Source organism: Streptomyces sp. NPDC034049 (assembly GCF_055575575.1).
In genome coordinates this window covers 76,178-92,257 of record NZ_JBVISJ010000013.1, presented here as the reverse complement: position 1 = coordinate 92,257, position 16,080 = coordinate 76,178, and the positions used below count along the sequence as shown (strand labels likewise).

10 protein-coding genes and 2 pseudogenes are annotated in these 16,080 nt (G+C 72.1%); 4 read left to right on the top strand and 8 right to left on the bottom strand.

Features of this window, described 5'->3' with window-relative positions; genetic code table 11:
- Positions 1 to 9: 9 nt before the first annotated feature.
- Positions 10 to 1,509 carry an acyl-CoA synthetase gene (locus ACZ52C_RS31235; protein ID WP_469077886.1) on the bottom strand — a complete coding sequence of 500 codons (1,500 nt, stop codon included), beginning with the start codon at positions 1,507 to 1,509 and terminating at the stop codon, positions 10 to 12.
- Positions 1,510 to 1,739: 230 nt separating this feature from the next.
- On the opposite strand from ACZ52C_RS31235, the gene ACZ52C_RS31230 reads away from it, so the two are divergent.
- Together ACZ52C_RS31230 and ACZ52C_RS31225 are read left to right on the top strand one after the other, a co-directional pair.
- A complete protein-coding gene (locus ACZ52C_RS31230) occupies positions 1,740 to 4,160 on the top strand; it encodes a penicillin acylase family protein (RefSeq protein ID WP_469077885.1) in 2,421 nt (806 codons plus the stop codon).
- 98 nt (positions 4,161 to 4,258) lie between these two features.
- A complete protein-coding gene (locus tag ACZ52C_RS31225) occupies positions 4,259 to 5,071 on the top strand; it encodes an SAM-dependent methyltransferase (RefSeq protein ID WP_469077884.1) in 813 nt (270 codons plus the stop codon).
- Between the two features lie 35 nt (positions 5,072 to 5,106).
- On the opposite strand, the gene ACZ52C_RS31220 is transcribed toward ACZ52C_RS31225, so the two are convergent.
- From ACZ52C_RS31220 to ACZ52C_RS31200, 5 genes are all read right to left on the bottom strand, one after another.
- The gene (locus ACZ52C_RS31220; protein ID WP_469077883.1) at positions 5,107 to 6,687 is read right to left on the bottom strand and encodes an acyl-CoA synthetase; all 1,581 of its coding nucleotides are present in this window, start codon (positions 6,685 to 6,687) and stop codon (positions 5,107 to 5,109) included.
- Positions 6,684 to 7,796, bottom strand: a complete 1,113-nt coding sequence (locus ACZ52C_RS31215) for an NAD(P)H-dependent flavin oxidoreductase (RefSeq protein ID WP_469077882.1) — start codon at positions 7,794 to 7,796, stop codon at positions 6,684 to 6,686. The genes ACZ52C_RS31220 and ACZ52C_RS31215 overlap by 4 nt, the downstream gene beginning before the upstream one ends.
- A gap of 334 nt (positions 7,797 to 8,130) precedes the next feature.
- Positions 8,131 to 9,729: a phytoene desaturase family protein gene (locus ACZ52C_RS31210; protein WP_469077881.1), complete on the bottom strand. Its 1,599-nt coding sequence runs from the start codon at positions 9,727 to 9,729 to the stop codon at positions 8,131 to 8,133.
- A gap of 210 nt (positions 9,730 to 9,939) precedes the next feature.
- Positions 9,940 to 12,222: a serine/threonine-protein kinase gene (locus tag ACZ52C_RS31205; protein ID WP_469077880.1), complete on the bottom strand. Its 2,283-nt coding sequence runs from the start codon at positions 12,220 to 12,222 to the stop codon at positions 9,940 to 9,942.
- A 63-nt stretch (positions 12,223 to 12,285) separates the two neighbouring features.
- On the bottom strand, positions 12,286 to 13,152 hold the full coding sequence (locus ACZ52C_RS31200) for an oxygenase MpaB family protein (protein WP_469077879.1): 867 nt from the start codon (positions 13,150 to 13,152) through the stop codon (positions 12,286 to 12,288).
- Between the two features lie 181 nt (positions 13,153 to 13,333).
- Between ACZ52C_RS31200 and ACZ52C_RS31195 the strand changes: the two genes are divergently transcribed.
- The gene (locus tag ACZ52C_RS31195) at positions 13,334 to 14,071 is read left to right on the top strand and encodes an SDR family NAD(P)-dependent oxidoreductase (RefSeq protein WP_469077878.1); all 738 of its coding nucleotides are present in this window, start codon (positions 13,334 to 13,336) and stop codon (positions 14,069 to 14,071) included.
- Between the two features lie 53 nt (positions 14,072 to 14,124).
- Here ACZ52C_RS31195 and ACZ52C_RS31190 read toward each other — a convergent pair.
- Positions 14,125 to 14,505, bottom strand: a pseudogene (locus ACZ52C_RS31190) (RICIN domain-containing protein); the annotation flags it as partial.
- Positions 14,506 to 14,510: 5 nt separating this feature from the next.
- Positions 14,511 to 14,768 (bottom strand): annotated as a pseudogene (locus ACZ52C_RS31185) (aldehyde dehydrogenase family protein); the annotation flags it as partial.
- A gap of 367 nt (positions 14,769 to 15,135) precedes the next feature.
- Here ACZ52C_RS31185 and ACZ52C_RS31180 point away from each other — a divergent pair.
- Positions 15,136 to 16,080, top strand: coding sequence for an NHL repeat-containing protein (locus ACZ52C_RS31180; protein ID WP_469077877.1), 945 nt, complete (start codon positions 15,136 to 15,138; stop codon positions 16,078 to 16,080).

Genomic DNA, 16,080 nt, shown 5'->3' with positions numbered 1-16,080 from the left:
GCCTCGGGGTCAGGGGCGTGCGAAGCGGTTGCGCAGCTCGCGCTTGAGGATCTTTCCGCTGGCGTTGCGCGGCAGTTCGTCCACGAAGAAGACCCTCTTCGGCGCCTTGAAGTGGGGAAGCTTCTCGCGGGCGTGGGCGATCAGTTCGTCCTCGCTCGCCTCGCCCCGGGGGACGACGACCGCCGCGACGGCCTCGATCCAGTGGTCGTCGGGCAGGCCGATGACGGCGACCTCGGCCACCCGGTCGTGGGTGTAGAGCGCGTCCTCGACCTGGCGGGAGGCGATCAGGACACCACCGGAGTTGATGACGTCCTTCACCCGGTCGACGACGGTGAAGAACCCGTGGGCGTCCCGCACGGCGAGGTCCCCGGAGTGGAACCAGCCGTCACGGAAGGCCTCGGCGGTCTCCTCCGGCTTCTCCCAGTAGCCCTCGCAGAGTTGGGGCGACTGGTAGACGATCTCGCCGGGAGAGCCGTCGGGCACCTCCTCGCCGTCCTCGTCGACGACCTTGGCCTCGACGAACATGACAGGACGCCCGCAGGAGTCCATCCGGCCCTTGTGCTCGTAAGGGCCGAGGACCATGGAGAGCGGGCCGATCTCGCTCTGGCCGAAGCAGTTGTGGAAGGCCAGCTTCGGCAGGCGCTCCCGGAGGCGTTCGAGGACGGGCACCGGCATGATCGACGCCCCGTAGTAGGCCTTGCGCAGCCCGCCGAGGTCGCGGGTGTCGAAGTCGGGACGGTTGGCGAGGGCGATCCACACGGTGGGCGGCGCGAAGAGGCTGTCGGCGCGGCCCTCCTCCACCAGGTCCAGGATCCGGTCGCCGTCGGGGCCGTCGAGGATCGTGTTGGTGGCGCCGACCGCGAGGTAGGGCACCAGGAAGACGTGCATCTGCGCGGAGTGGTAGAGCGGCAGGGAGTGCACGGGCAGGTCGCCGGCCTGGAGGTCGAGGGCGGCGATGGCGCTGAGGTACTCGTGCACCAGCGCGCGGTGCGTCATCATCGCGCCCTTGGGCAGCGCGGTGGTGCCCGAGGTGTAGAGCAGCTGGACCAGGTCCTCGGCGCGGGGCTCCTCCCCGTCGTACGGCTCGGTGGCGGCGAGCCGGGCGAGGAGCGAGTCGTCGGTGTCGCGCAGCGCCAGGGTGCGGGTGCCGTCGGGGAGGTGACCGGCCAGGTCCGGGTCGGTGAGGACGAGGGTGCTGCCGGACTGGTCGAGGATGTAGGAGAGATCGTCGCCGGTGAGGTTCTGGTTGACGGGGACGTGGACCAGGCCGGCTCGGGCGGCGCCCAGGAAGGCGATGAGGTAGGCGTCCGAGTTGTGGCCGAACGCGGCGACCCGGTCGCCCGGTTCGAGGCCGGTGTCGCGCAGGGCGCGGGCGGCGCGGGAGACGGCGTCGTCCAGTTCGGCGTAGGTCCAGGACCGTTCGCCGTAGAGGATCGCGACGCGGGCGGGGGTGCGCCGGGCGCTGCGCCGCAGCGTCCCGTCGACCGTCACGCTGCGACCAGCCGTCATGTCCCGCTCTCCTTCGTCCAGGGTCTGTCGCGATCCTCGTTCCGTCGCGCGAGCCAGGTCAAGCGGACCGGCCGTACGGCCGGTGTCCGGCGCACATGGCGGGAAGTCGCTCAACCCGGACCTTCGGACGGTGAGTCACCTTGAGGGAAGATCCATCACCCGTATGGACTACGCAGACACGTGTCGACATGCTCAACCCTCTCTTCCTCCGACGACGTTGGGAGTCGCCCATGCGCACCCGTCTGAGACAGCTGGTGGTCTCGGCCGTCGCTCTGTTCACCGCTTCGGCCGTACTGCCCTCGGCCACCGCCGCCACCGACGGCGAGCGGGCCGGGGGGCAGCGCACGTCCCACGGCGGGCTGTCCGCCGTGATCCGCTACACCGAGTACGGCGTACCGCACATCGTGGCGAAGGACTACGCGAACCTGGGCTTCGGCACCGGTTGGGCGCAGGCCGCCGACCAGGTGTGCGTGCTCGCCGACGGCTTCGTGACCGTGCGGGGGGAGCGCTCCCGCCACTTCGGGCCCGACGCCGCCCCCGACTTCTCGCTCTCCTCCGCCTCCAGGAACCTCACGAGCGACCTGTACTTCCGCGGTGTCCGGGACGCCGGCACCGTGCGGCGGCTGCTGGAGCAGCCCGAGCCGCTGGGGCCGAGCCGCGCGGTCAAGGACCTGATGCGGGGCTGGGCGGCCGGCTACAACGCCTGGCTGAGGAAGAACCGGATCAGCGACCCGGCGTGCAAGGGCGCCGCCTGGGTGCGGCCGGTCTCCACACTCGACGTGTTCTCGCGGGCGTACGCCCTGGCCGTGCTCGGCGGCGAAGGTCGGCTGGTGGACACCATCGCCACCGCGCAGCCGCCCGCCGCCGGAGCCCCGGGGACGGCCGCCGCGCCGGACCCGAAGAGCGCCGCCCGCGCCGCGAGCGAACTGTTCGACATAGCGAACGCCGACATGGGCTCGAACGCCGTCGCCTTCGGCGGCGGTACCACGGCAGGCGGCCGGGGCCTGCTGCTGGGCAACCCGCACTACCCCTGGGCCGGCGGGCGCCGCTTCTGGCAGGCGCAGCAGACGATCCCCGGTGAACTGAACGTCTCCGGCGGGGCGCTGCTCGGCTCGCCGATCACCCAGATCGGGTTCAACGAGAAGGTGGCGTGGAGCCACACCGTGGCCACCGGCGTCCCCATGAACCTCCATCAGCTGACGCTGGACCCGGCCGACCCGACCGCGTATCTGGTGGACGGCCGGCCGGAGCGGATGACGAAGCGGACCGTGTCCGTCGGGGTGAAGGGCGGCTCCCCGGTCACCCGCACCCAGTGGTGGACGCGGTACGGCCCGGTCGTCACCTCCCTCGGCGCCGACCTTCCGCTGCCCTGGACGGCCGGCACCGCGTACGCCATGCACGACCCCAACGCGGCGAACATGCGCTTCACCGACACCTCGCTGGGCTTCGCCAAGGCGCGCGGCACCGCGGGCATCCTCACGTCGCTCGCCCGGCACCAGGGCCTGCCGTGGGTGAACACCGTCGCCGCCGACTCCGCGGGGCACACCCTGTTCACCCAGTCGCAGACCCTCCCCCGGATCACCGACGACCTCGCGGCGCGCTGCTCGACGCCGCTTGGCCGGGCCACCTATCCGTCGGCGGGTGTCGCGATCCTCGACGGCTCGCGCGGGGACTGCGCGCTCGGCAGCGACGCCGACGCCGTGCAGCCGGGGGTCTTCGGGCCCGCGCGGATGCCGACGCTCAAGGACGCGCCGTACGCGGAGAACTCCAACGACAGCGCGTGGCTGGCCAACGCGGACCGGCCGCTGACGGGGTACGAGCGGATCTTCGGCAATGTCGGCACCCAGCGGTCGCTGCGCACGCGCGGCGCGATCGAGGACGTGGCGGCGATGGCCGACCGGGGCGGCCTGACCGTACGGGACCTCCAGCGGCAGCAGTTCGCCAACCGGGTGCCCGCAGCCGATCTCGCGGCCGACGACGTGGCGCGGGCGTGTGCCGCGCTGCCGGGCGGGACGGCGACGACCGGTGACGGTGAGGTGGTGGACGTGTCCGAGGCGTGCCGGGTGCTGCGGTCCTGGGACCGGACCGTCGACGCCGACAGCCGGGGCGCGCTGCTCTTCGACCGGTTCTGGCGGCGGCTGAACGCCATGGTGCCGCGCCCGCAGTTGTGGAAGGTGCCGTTCTCGGCGGCGGACCCGGTCAACACGCCGAACACGCTCAACACCGACGCGCCCGGCTTCGCGACGGCCCTGGCGGAGACGGTGACGGAACTGCGGGCGGCGGGCGTCGCGTTGGACGCGGAACTCGGTGACCACCAGTTCGTCGTACGGAACGGCCTGCGCATCCCGGTGTCCGGCGGGACGGAGTCGCTGGGCGTGTGGAACAAGATCGAGTCGGCGTGGCGCGGGGCCGAGGGCGGCTACCCGGAGGTCTCGTCGGGTTCCAGCCACATCCAGGCGGTCGGCTGGGACGGCGGGCGCTGCCCGGTGGCCCGCACGCTGCTGACGTACTCGCAGTCCTCGAACCCGAATTCGCCCCATCACCTGGACCAGACGCGGCTGTTCTCGGCGGAGAAGTGGGTGACCTCCCGCTTCTGCGAGAAGGACATCCTGTCCTCGCCGAAGCTGAAGGTGGTGCGTGTGAGCCAATGAGCGGGGGGATGTGGTGCCGTCCCGCTTCGGGCGGCACCATTCTTCTGGCAGCACTCATGCCATGGGCATATAACCGTTCCTCATGAGGAGGCCCCTCGGTGGCGCAGGACTCGTTACGTCGGGAGACGGATTCGACGACCATGATCGACACGTCGGTGCCGCACTCGGCCCGGATCTGGAACTACTGGCTGGGCGGCAAGGACAACTACCCGGTCGACCACGCGGCGGGCGACGCCTTCCGCGCGGTGTTCCCCGGCATCACCGATCTCGCCCGCGACTCCCGGGCGTTCCTCGGCCGGGCGGTCGCCTTCCTGGCCGGTGAGGCGGGGATACGCCAGTTCCTCGACATCGGCACCGGGCTGCCGACGGCGGACAACACGCACGAGATCGCGCAGCGGACGGCCCCGGACGCGCGGGTCGTCTACGTGGACAACGACCCGCTGGTCCTGACCCACGCGCGGGCGCTCCTCACCAGCACGCCCGAGGGGGCGACCGACTACGTCGACTCCGATCTGCACGACCCCGCGACCGTGTTGCGGGAGGCCGCGCGGACCCTCGATCTCTCCCGACCGGTCGCGCTGACGATGATGCAGGTCAGCGGTCACATCGCCGACTACGCCGAGGCGCGCGCCATCGTCGGCGCGCTGCTGGACGCACTGCCGTCGGGGAGCTGGTTCGCCTTCAACGACAGCGTGGACACGCACGAGGCGAACGCGGAGGCCACCCGCCGCTACAACGAGAGCGGCGCGGTCCCCTACCACCTGCGCAGCCCCGCCGAACTCGCCGGGTTCTTCGACGGGTTGGAGCTGGTGGCACCGGGAGTGGTACCGCTGAACGACTGGCGCCCCGGGCCCGCGACCCCGCTCCACGGCGAGGTCATCGCGGTGGGCGGAGTCGCGCGCAAGGCGTGACCCACGGTCTCGTCCGTGGGTCGGCGGTGGGGGGCTCAGACGGCCTTCTCCCGGTCCTCCCAGTACGGCTCCCGCAGTCGGCGTTTGTAGAGCTTGCCGTTGGGGTCGCGGGGCATCGCCTCGGTGAAGTCGACGCTCCTCGGGCGCTTGTACCCGGCCAGCCGGCGGGTGCAGTGGGAAAGAATCTCCTCGGCCAGGACCGGCCCCGGGGTGAATCCGGGGGCCGGTTCGACCACCGCCTTGACCTCCTCGCCCCAGTCGTCGTGCGGGATGCCGAAGGCGGCGGCGTCGGCGACGGCGGGATGGGTGAGCAGGGCGGCCTCGATCTCGGCGGGGTAGATGTTGACGCCGCCGGAGATGATCAGGTCGATCTTGCGGTCCCGGAGGAAGAGATAGCCGTCCTCGTCGAGGAGACCGAGGTCGCCGACGGTGAAGAAGTCCCCGATGCGGTTCTTCCGTGTCTTGCCCTCGTCCTTGTGGTACGAGAAGCCGCCGGTGCTCATCTTCATGTAGACGGTGCCGAGTTCACCGGGCGGCAGCCGGTTGCCGTCGTCGTCGAAGACCGCCAGCTCGCTGATGGGCCAGGCCTTGCCGACCGTGCCCGGCTTCTTCAGCCAGTCCTCGGCGGTGGCGAAGGCGCCGCCGCCCTCACTGGCCGCGTAGTACTCCTCGACGCACTCGCCCCACCACTCGATCATGGCCCGCTTCACATGGTCCGGGCAGGGCGCGGCGCCGTGGATGGCGTGCCGCATCGACGACACGTCGTAGCGGGCGCGCACCTCCTCGGGCAGTGCGAGGAGCCGGTGGAACTGGGTCGGCACCATGTGCGTGTGCGTGCAGCGGTGGGCGTCGATCGCGCGGAGCATCCCCTCGGGCGTCCACTTGTCCATCAGCACCAGCCGGTGCCCGATGTGCAGGGACGCGCCGGCGAACTGGAGCACGGCCGTGTGGTAGAGCGGTGAGCAGACCAGGTGGACGTTGTCGTCGAACGGCCGGATGCCGAAGATGCCGAGGAAGCCGCCGAGATAGGACTCCTCGGGGAGCTTGCCGGGCAGGGGGCGCCGGATGCCCCGGGGGCGTCCGGTGGTGCCCGAGGTGTAGTTCATGACCCAGCCGAGGGTGCGCTCGGCGGGCGCCGACTCGGGCTGCCCGTCGAGGAGTTCGGCGTACGGCCGGAAGCCCTCGACCGTGCCGACGGCGTACCTGCGGCTGTCGAGGAGCTTCGCCTCGTCGGCGGCGTTGCGGGCGGCCTCGGCGAACCGCTCGTGCGCGATGAGCACCTTGGCGCCCGAGTCGGAGACGATCCAGGCGATCTCGGGGCCCACGAGGTGGTGGTTGACGGGCACGAGGTAGAAACCGGCCTGGGTGGCGGCCAGATAGGCGACGAGGAACTCGACGCCGTTGGGCAGGACCACGGCGAAGGCGTCGCCGCGTTCGAGTCCGGCCGCGCGCAGTCCGTGGACCAGCCGGTTGGTCTCGGCGTGCAGCCGTCCGGCGCTCCATCCCTCCCCGTCCGGCGCGATGAGCACCGTACGGTCGGGGTCGGTGGTGGCCTGGGCCCAGAAGCCCTGGGGCGGTTGGCTTCGGGGGGCTTGGCCTTGGGAGGCTTGGCTCACTGTCCCTCGCTCCTTCCGGCGATCCGGTTGATGCGGTCCACGGCCTTCTCGAAGCCCCGGGTGAGGTCGTCGAAGACGGCCTGGACGCTGCGTTCGCTGTTCATCCGGCCGACGATCTGCCCGACCGGGGTGCCGAGCAGCGGCTCCACCTCGTACTTCTGGATGCGGGAGACCGCTTCGGCGACGAGCAGGCCCTGGAGGGGCATGGGCAGGGTGCCCGGTCCGGCCGGGTCGTCCCAGGCCTCGGTCCATTCCGTACGGAGCTGGCGGGCGGGTTTGCCGGTGAGGGCACGGGAGCGGACGGTGTCGCCGGAACCGGCGGCGAGCAGCTTCTCGATCAGCCGGGGCGAAGGCAGTTCGGCCTCGGTCGTGGTGAGCCAGAGCGAGCCGAGCCAGACGCCCTGCGCGCCCAGGGCGAGGGCGGCGGCGACCTGCTGTCCGCTGCCGATGCCTCCGGCGGCGAGCACCGGCAGCGGGGCGACGGCGTCGACGACCTCGGGGGTCAGCACCATGGAGGCGATCTCGCCGGTGTGGCCGCCGGCCTCGTAGCCCTGGGCCACGACGATGTCGATGCCGGCGTCCGCGTGTTTGCGGGCGTGGCGGGCGCTGCCGGCGAGCGCGGCGACGAGGACGCCCTGGGCGTGCGCGCGGTCGACGACGTCGGCGGGCGGGGAGCCGAGGGCGTTGGCGAGCAGCTTGATCGGGTAGTCGAAGGCGACGTCGAGCTGGGTGCGGGCGACCTCTTCCATCCAGCCGGTGATGCGCCAGCCGGAGGCCTCGCCCTCGGCGAGTTCGGGCACGCCGTACTGGGCGAGGGTGTCCTTCACGAACTGGCGGTGCGACTCGGGGATCATCGCCTCGACGTCGGCCTCCGTGACGCCCTCGACCTTCTTGGCCGGCATCACGACGTCCAGGCCGTAGGGCCTGCCGTCGACGTGGGCCTCGATCCAGTCGAGGTCGCGCTTGAGGTCGTCGGGGGCCGTGTAGCGGACCGCGCCGAGCACCCCGAAGCCGCCGGCCCGGCTGATGGCTGCCGCGACCGCGGGGAACGGGGTGAAGCCGAAGACGGCGTACTGGACTCCGAGGGTGTTGCTCAGCTCCGTCTGCATGGTGCGCAGGATGCCGTAGTCCTCCGGACGAGGGAAGGGGTTTTCTGATGCCTCGTCAGATTTGGCTGGGCGGGGCCCAGCGCGGCCTTGAGCGCCTCAGGGGGAGCGGGTGGAGGTTGTGTGGCGGGTGCGGGTTTGTGGGGGCTGGTCGCGCAGTTCCCCGCGCCCCTTACGGGGCGCGGCCCTGCTGATCGCGGGCAATCAGCAGGGCCCCTTCCCCCGTGAACGGCCCCCCGTCGCCGCTCGCGCCATCGATTTCAGCGCACGTCGGATTGTTTGGCAGGGGTGGTCGGGCGACCGGACAATGGCTTGGGCGATCGGCGGTGCCCCTGCCTCACTCCCCCAGGACCGCCATCGCCGCGTTGTGGCCGGGCACTCCGCTCACCCCGCCGCCGCGCACCGCGCCCGCGCCGCACAGCAGGACGTTGGCGTGACGGGTCTCCACGCCCCAGCGGCCGACGTCCTCCCGGGCGTAGGGCCAGGCGAGGTCGCGGTGGAAGATGTTGCCGCCCGGGAGACCCAGGTCGCGTTCCAGGTCGAGGGGGGTCCTGGCCTCGATGCAGGGGCGGCCGTCGGCGTCGGTGGCCAGGCAGTCGGCGAGGGGCTCGGCGAGGTGGGCGTCCAACTGGGCGAGGGTCGACCGGAGGAGTTCCTCGCGCACGGCGTCGTTGTCGGCCTCGAACAGCCGCGCGGGGGTGTGCAGTCCGAAGAGAGTGAGCGTCTGGTATCCCTGCTCCACCAGCTCCGGGCCGAGGATGGTCGGGTCGGTGAGGGAGTGGCAGTAGATCTCGGAGGGCGGGGCCTCGGGCAGGGTGCCGGAGGCGGCCTGGGCGTAGGAGGCCGCCAGTTGGTCGTACCCCTCGGCGATGTGGAACGTCCCGGCGAAGGCCTCGTGCGGGTCGACGGACTCGTCCCGGAGCCTCGGGAGCCTCTTGAGCAGCATGTTCACCTTGAGCTGGGCGCCCTCGGCCGGAATCGGCGGTTCGTCGCCGGTGAGGGCGGCCAGCTCCTGCGGTGAGGCGTTGACCAGGACGTGCCGGGCGGCGACCGCGCCCTCCGTGTCGGCGGTCCGGTAGGTGATCTCGGCCGAGTGTCCGTCCGTGGCGATCCGCCGGACCTCGTGGCCCGTGGCGATCACGGCACCGGCCTCGCGCGCGGCGCCGGCCAGCGCGTCCGTGAGGGCGCCCATGCCGCCGACGGGCACGTCCCAGGCGCCCGTGCCGCCGCCGATCACGTGGTAGAGGAAGCAGCGGTTCTGGCGCAGCGAGGGGTCGTGGGCGTCCGCGAAGGTGCCGATGAGCGCGTCGGTGAGGACGACACCGCGCACGAGGTCGTCGGCGAACGCCGCCTCGACGGCGGCGCCGATCGGCTCCTCGAAGAGCACCCGCCACGCCTCCTCGTCGTCGACGCGTCGGCGCAGGTCGTCGCGGGTGGGGAGGGGCTCGGTGAGCGTGGGGAACACCCGTTCGGCGACGTGGCCCGTCATCCCGTAGAACCGCTGCCAGGCCTCGTACTCGCGGCCCGAACCGGTCAGCCGCTCGAAGGCCTCGCGGGTGCGGCGCTCGCCGCCGCCGACGAGCAGACCGGTGGGGCGGCCGTCGCGTTCGACGGGGGTGTACGAGGAGATCGTGCGGCCGCGGACGCGGAAGTCGAGGTCCAGATCCCGCACGATCTTGCGGGGCAGCAGGCTGACCAGGTAGGAGTACCGCGAGAGCCGGGCGTCGACCCCGGCGAAGGGGCGCGTGGAGACGGCGGCTCCGCCGGTGTGGTCCAGCCGCTCCAGCACGAGTACGGAACGGCCCGCGCGCGCGAGATACGCGGCGGCGACCAGTCCGTTGTGACCGCCTCCGACGATCACGGCGTCGTACGAGTCGTGCGGCCGGGTCCCACTCGGGCGACCGGACGGTGCTGAAGGCGCGGGGGTGGCAGGCATGGCTCTTGGTAACACGCCATGATCGAGGTCGGCCAGGGGGGCGTGCCAGGTGGATCAATGGCTCGGGGCCCTGGTCCGGGGCGCACGGGGGCGGTGTCCTCGGTGGCCGCACGGGTGGACACGGCGGTCCGACGCGCCCTCCGTACGGCGGCGGTGCCTGGTGTGTGAGCGGTCGTCGGCCTCGGGGCCTGCCCGGGGCCTGCCCGGGGGTCAGTGGTGGTCGGTCGTCCGTTGTCGGCGTAACGTCGCCACTCGGCGGTACAGCTCGACCGCCTCCTGGCCGCGGCCGAGTTGTTCCAGGCAGTGTGCCTCGTCGTTGCGGCTGGCCAGGGTGTCGGAGTGGTCGGGGCCGAGGACCCGTTCGCGGGCGTCCGCCACTCGGCGGTACTCGGTGAGGGCGTCGGGCCAGCGGCCGAGCCAGCCGAGGCCGACGGCGACCTCGCGGCGGCTGACGAGGGTGTCGGGGTGGTCGGGGCCGAGGACGCGCTCGCGCAGGGCGCACACCTCACGGGACTCGGCGAGGGCCTCCTCCCAGCGGCCGAGGCGGCCGAGGTTGACGCCGAGGCCGTGGCGGGCGCGGAGCGTCTCGGTGTGGGCGGGGCCGTGGACGCGGGTGCGGTCGTCGACGAGGGCGCGGTAGAGGGTGAGCGCGTCGGCGCTGCGGCCGAGCCTGCCGAGGCTGATGCCGACCTCGTGGCGGGCGGCGAGCGTGTCGGGGTGGTCGGGCCCGAGGGCCTGGGCGCGGGCGTCGGCGACCTGCTGGTAGGTCCGCAGCGCCTCGGGCCAGCGGCCCAACTGTCCCAGGGCGTAGGCGAGTTCGTATCGGGTGACGAGGGTGTCGGGGTGGTTGGCGCCGAGCACCCGGGCGCGGGCGGCGGCCACGTCGTTCGCCATGCGGTACGAGTCCTCCAGGCGGCCGAGCCTGCTGAGGTTGAAGGCGAGGTTGTGGCGGCAGCGCAGGGTGTCCGGGTGGTCGGGGCCCGCCAGGCGTTCGCGTACGGCGAGGACCGAGGTGTAGGCCTGGTGGGCTTCCAAATGACGGCCCAACTGGCCCAGCACGTACGCCAACTCCTGCCGGGCGGCGAGGGTGTCGGGGTGGTCGGGGCCGAGGACGTGCTCACGGGCGCGGGCCACGTGGGCGAACTCGCGCAGCGCGTCGGCGGGCCGGCCGGTGCGGCTGAGGGTGAAGCCGACCTCGTACCGGCTGGCGAGGGTGTCGGGGTGGTCGGGGCCGAGGGCGTGCTCGCGTTCGGCGGCGACCGCGCGGTGCACCTCGCCGGCCTCCGTCCAACGGCCGAGGCGTCCGAGGCTCAGGCCCGCGTTGTGCCGACCCGCCAGGGTGGTGATCAACTCCGGTGACGGGGCCGGACGTTCGTCCTGTGCGGGGTGTGCCGCGCGGCCGACGACAGGACGGGCGATCCACTCCCCGGTGAGCCCGGCGGAGCGGTCCGGCGGGGTGAGACCCGGCCCGGTACCGGTGGCCTTGTGGCCGGTGGTCATGCCCCGGGTCCAGGACGGCAGCCGCGGTTCGCGCGAGGGCGGCCGCCCGGGGTGGGGGCGGGCCGCGCCGCGAGCGGCACCGGGGCCGGGTGGGGGCGGGACGACGGCCGTGCCGCGGGCGCGGGCCGGTGCCGAGGCGGCCACCGTCCGTCCCTCGTCGACCCGGCGACCCACCTCGCGGGCGTCGTACGGTCGTTCCTCCGGCTCCTTGGCGAGGAGGTCGAGAATGATCCGGTCGAGGTACTCGGGCACCTCGTCGCGGTGCCTGCGCGGAGGCGTCGGCGCGGTGTCGCGGTGGCCCATGAGCACCGCCCAGGCGTCGTCGAGGTCGAACGGCGGAACCCCGGTGGCGATCTCGTAGAGCACACAACCGAACGAGTAGAGGTCGCTGCGCCGGTCGACCTCGGCACCGACGATCTGCTCCGGCGACATGTAGTGCGGGGTGCCCATCGCGATGCCGGTGCCGGTGAGGCGGGAGGTGAAGGTGACGTCACGGCCCAGGCGCGCTATGCCGAAGTCGCAGATCTTCACGGTGCCGTCGGTGAGCAGCATGATGTTGGCGGGCTTGAGGTCACGGTGCACGATGCCCTGGAGATGGGTGTAGGCGAGGGCGGAGGCCACCTGGTCGGCGATCTCGACGACCGTGGGGACGGCCAGCGGATGGTGTTTGTTGTCCTCCAGGAGCTGGCTGAGGTTGCGGCCCTCCAGCAACTCCATGACGAGGAACAGCACACCGTCGGACTCGCCGAAGTCGTGGACGACGGTCACGCCCCGGTGCTGGAGGGCCGCCGCGACCCGCGCCTCGCGCCGGAACCGCTCCCGCAGGACCCGGGTGAACGACTGGTCGGGCTGGGTGTCGAGGGGTTTGAGGCACTTGACCGCGACCTGCCGCCCCAGTGACTCGTCCCTCGCACGCCAGACCTCGCCCATCCCCCCGCGCCCGATCAGATCGAGCAGCCGGTACCGGCCCTGGATCAGCCTGGTGTCCCCCATCGCCGACGATCGCCCCCGTATCCGAACCGACTCGCCCTCCCCTGGCCCGTCCAGTATGGCGGCCTATCTGCCGACTTTGTACGGTGCCGGGCGGGAGCCGGGGCCCAGCCGTGACATGGCGCGGAGAATGTGTTTGGGCGGGAGTTGCCAGCGCAGACGTGCGGGAATCGAGCGAAGAAAGGTTCCGGTGAGCCGTAGGCGGCGGGTGACCACAGTGGGGGCGGGGGCGGGTCTGCCGTACAACTCGTGGGCGTACGGCGGCAGGGAGGCGTACGCCAGGTTCGCCACGCGCCGCCACAGTGCTTCACGTGCCGGTACGAGCAACGGGTGGGTGGGCGGCCGCCGCAGGAAGTCGTCGACCTCCCGTGCCTCGGGGCCGGCCGCCAGCTCGGGCCGCACCCGCTTGAACCAGGCCGCCAGCTCCGCGGTGTTCCCGGGTGCTGCGGCGGGGTCGAGGCCGATCAGACGGGCGCTGACGCGGTGTTCGCCGACGTACCGGTCGGCGGCGGCCTCGGTGAGCGGGTAGCCGGAGCGGCGCAGGATGTGGAGGTAGGAGTCGATCTCCGCGCAGTGCACCCACAGCAACAGCTCCGGCTCGTCGACGCCGTACCGCTCCCCCGTGTCCGGGTCGGTCGCCGAGAGCAGGCTGTGGATCTTCCGGACCCGGGCACCCGCGTGCTCGGCGGCCTGGGTGGTGCCGTACGTCGTCGTGCCGACGAAGCTCGCCGTGCGCAGCAGCCGGCCCCAGGCGTCCTTGCGGAAGTCGGAGTTCTGCGTGACGCCGCGCACCGCGCGCGGGTGCAGGGCCTGGAGGTACAGTGCGCGGACCCCGGCGATCCACATCATGGGGTCGCCGTGGACCTGCCAGGTCACGGAGTCCGGTCCGAACAGGCCGGGGTCGCCTTCGAGGGGATCGCTGTGACCGTCCACGCCGTCACTCCAGCCTGTCGGGGGGCGGCGCGTCACCCGGGAGGTGGCGCCGCCGCGTTCCAGTGTGCTGGGGATCGGGCCGGGCTTCAACGGATCACGCACCCGGTCGCCGGCCACGCCACCCCACGGTGGCCGACGCGCGAGACCGGGACACGGCGATCATCCGAGAGGCGGTGCGATCTTGAGTCGGATTCTGGTGACCGGTTCCGCGGACGGTCTGGGACGTGCGGCGGCGGACACGCTCCTGTCCGCCGGCCACGAGGTCGTGGTGCACGCCCGCAGCCCGCGGCGCGCGGCGGCCCTGGAGACGTTGGTCGGTCGCGGGGCCCACCTCGTGGTGGGCGACTTCACGGAGCGTGACGCCGTACGGCGCATCGCGGCCGAGCTGAACGACGCCGAGCCGCTCGACGCGGTCATCCACAACGCCGGCGTGTGGAGCGGCCCGGCGGTCATGCCGGTCAACATCGTCGCGCCGTACCTGCTCACGGCGTTGCTGGACGGACCACGCCGGCTGGTGTACCTGAGCAGCGGCTCGCACTACAGCGGCCGGCCCTCCCTCACCGGCGTCGACTGGCGTGGGAGGAGCGCGGGTTCGTACGCCGACAGCAAGCTGTTCGTCACCACGCTCGCGGCGGCGCTGGCGCGCCTGCGTCCCGGAGTGCCGAGCAATGCCGTGGACCCCGGCTGGGTGCCGACGAAGATGGGCGGGCCGAGCGCGCCGGACGATCTGGAACTCGGCCACCGGACCCAGGAGTGGCTCGCGTCGAGCGACGAGCCCCAGGCGCTGACGACGGGCGGGTACTGGTACCACCGCCAACGTCGGGAGCCACATCCCAGCGTCCACGACGTGGCGTTCCAGACCCGTCTCCTGGAGACACTGGCGGAGGAGACGGGCACGGCGGTCCTGCCGGGCGCTTGACGCGAGACACGCGCCCGCCGACGACGATCTCCGGCAGGCCGGGGCGGCGTCGGTCAGCCGACCGGCGTGATCGTCCACAGCAGGTTGTTGTTCTGCTGCCACGTCCACTGCTTGGTCACGGACCCTGAGGCGACCTTCCCGCCACTGTCGAGAACCAGTCCCGTGCCGCGGTTGGCGATCGAATACCGGCCCTGGCCGCGGTGGGTGATCTGCCACTGTTGGGTCCGACTGCCGTCCCAGGCCTTCTGCCGGGCCGGGTCGCCGTCGGCGGTGGAGTCCCAGCCGTCGGCGACCATGCCGTTGGTGCGGTTGACGAGCCTGTGGTAGCCGTTGCCGAGTTCGATCGCCTGCCACTGGAGATTGGCGTGGTCCAGCACCTGCCACTGCTTCAGGTTCGAGCCGCTGGCGACGTTGCCGCCGCTGTCCAGCGCCAGGTTGCTCGCCTTAGATCGGCCACTCGGTGCAGCACACGGGCGCGCTCGCGGGCCGGCGTCCGGGGCCACGGCCCCGCGTCGAAGGCCTCACGGGCGGCGGCCACCGCGACGGCGAAATCGGTCCCGTCGGCCTCCGCGACCGTGGTGACGACTTTGCCGGTGGACGGATCGATGACGTCGCGCCGCTCCTTGGACTCCGCGTCCCGCCACTCTCCGCCGATGAACAGCCTGCCCGGTTCGATGTGCGGTCGCTGCACGCTCATGCCCGCTCGCCTTCCCGGCGCGGCGCGACGCCGTCACCGTACTCACGCCGGTCGCGCCACTGCGACCGGCAGGTTTTCGGATGATGGCCCAGCGGTGACGGCCTGGACAGAGAGCCGGGAGGCGAGCGCTGGGAGTAAGGACGAATGACGTATCTCGTGCGCGGCGTTCGGCCTTGCGAGGTCGGTCCGGTGTCGAGTGGCGCGCCTTGGCGGTCGTGCTCCCACCGGCCCGGCGGCTTTCCGGCCGGAAAACCGAGGAGAGTCAGGACATTCGTCGCTGTGCACAGATGCTTGAACTCTCAAGAATTGATCCAGGTGCCCAGCCGGACCGGCACGGCCCGTCTTGTTTTCCGTGGAAGGACGATCGATGACAAGTTCTCTCGCACGCAGGCAGCTTCTCGGCGCGGGCATCGCCCTGGGAGCGACGGCCCTGATCGGTGGTACGGCACAGGCCGCCCCGGACACCGCCGGATCCTGGCCCGGGGAGTTCTCGCTGCCCAACGGCTGGGGGCCGGAGGGAGTCGCGATCGGCTCCGCGCCGTACGCCTACTTCGGATCGATCGCCACCGGCGGCGTGTACCGGGTGAACCTCGCGAGCGGCAAGGGCAAGGTCGTCCACCGCGGCCTGGGGCGCATGACGGTCGGCCTGAAGGTCGACTCCTGGGGCCGGCTGTTCCTGGCCGGCGGCAGCAGTGGTGAACTGCGGGTCGTCGACGCCCACAGTGGTGCGCTGCTCGCCAACCACGTGGTCGCCGGAGAGAACAGTTTCGTCAACGACGTCCTGCTCACCCGCGACGCCGCATGGTTCACCGAGTCGTTCAGCGCACAGTTGTTCAAGCTGCCCCTGGGCAGGCAGGGCCGCATCGGCGCCCCGGAGAGCCTCACGCTGAGCGGTGAATGGGTGCAGTCCGGATTCACGTCCAACGGCATCTCGCTCACCCCCGACGGGAGCGCCCTGCTCATCACCAACGCGGCCGCGGACGGCGGATCGCTGATGCGCGTGAACCCCCGCACCGGCGTGGCCCGCAAGGTGGACCTGGGTGACACGACGCTGCCCAGCGGCGACGGGCTGGTGCTCATCGGCCGCACGCTCTACGTGGTCCAGCCCAACCCCAACCAGGTGGACGTGATCCGGCTCAACCGGTCGGGCACGAGGGGCACCGCGATCGGGGTGATCAGGGACGACCGCTTCGACCTGCCCACCACGGCCGCCGCGTACAGGGGTCGGCTCTACCTGCCCAACTCCCGCTTCACCACCCCGGACCGGGACGAGAACACCCCTTACAACGCGGTGTCCGTGCCGTTGGTGTGA

Bases quoted from the DNA above. Each gene is read 5' to 3' on its own strand.
- ACZ52C_RS31235 (WP_469077886.1), bottom strand. From the start codon at position 1,509: ATGACGGCTGGTCGCAGCGTGACGGTCGACGGGACGCTGCGGCGCAGC.
- ACZ52C_RS31230 (WP_469077885.1), top strand. From the start codon at position 1,740: ATGCGCACCCGTCTGAGACAGCTGGTGGTCTCGGCCGTCGCTCTGTTC.
- ACZ52C_RS31215 (WP_469077882.1), bottom strand. From the start codon at position 7,796: ATGCAGACGGAGCTGAGCAACACCCTCGGAGTCCAGTACGCCGTCTTC.
- ACZ52C_RS31210 (WP_469077881.1), bottom strand. From the start codon at position 9,729: ATGCCTGCCACCCCCGCGCCTTCAGCACCGTCCGGTCGCCCGAGTGGG.
- ACZ52C_RS31205 (WP_469077880.1), bottom strand. From the start codon at position 12,222: ATGGGGGACACCAGGCTGATCCAGGGCCGGTACCGGCTGCTCGATCTG.
- ACZ52C_RS31180 (WP_469077877.1), top strand. From the start codon at position 15,136: ATGACAAGTTCTCTCGCACGCAGGCAGCTTCTCGGCGCGGGCATCGCC.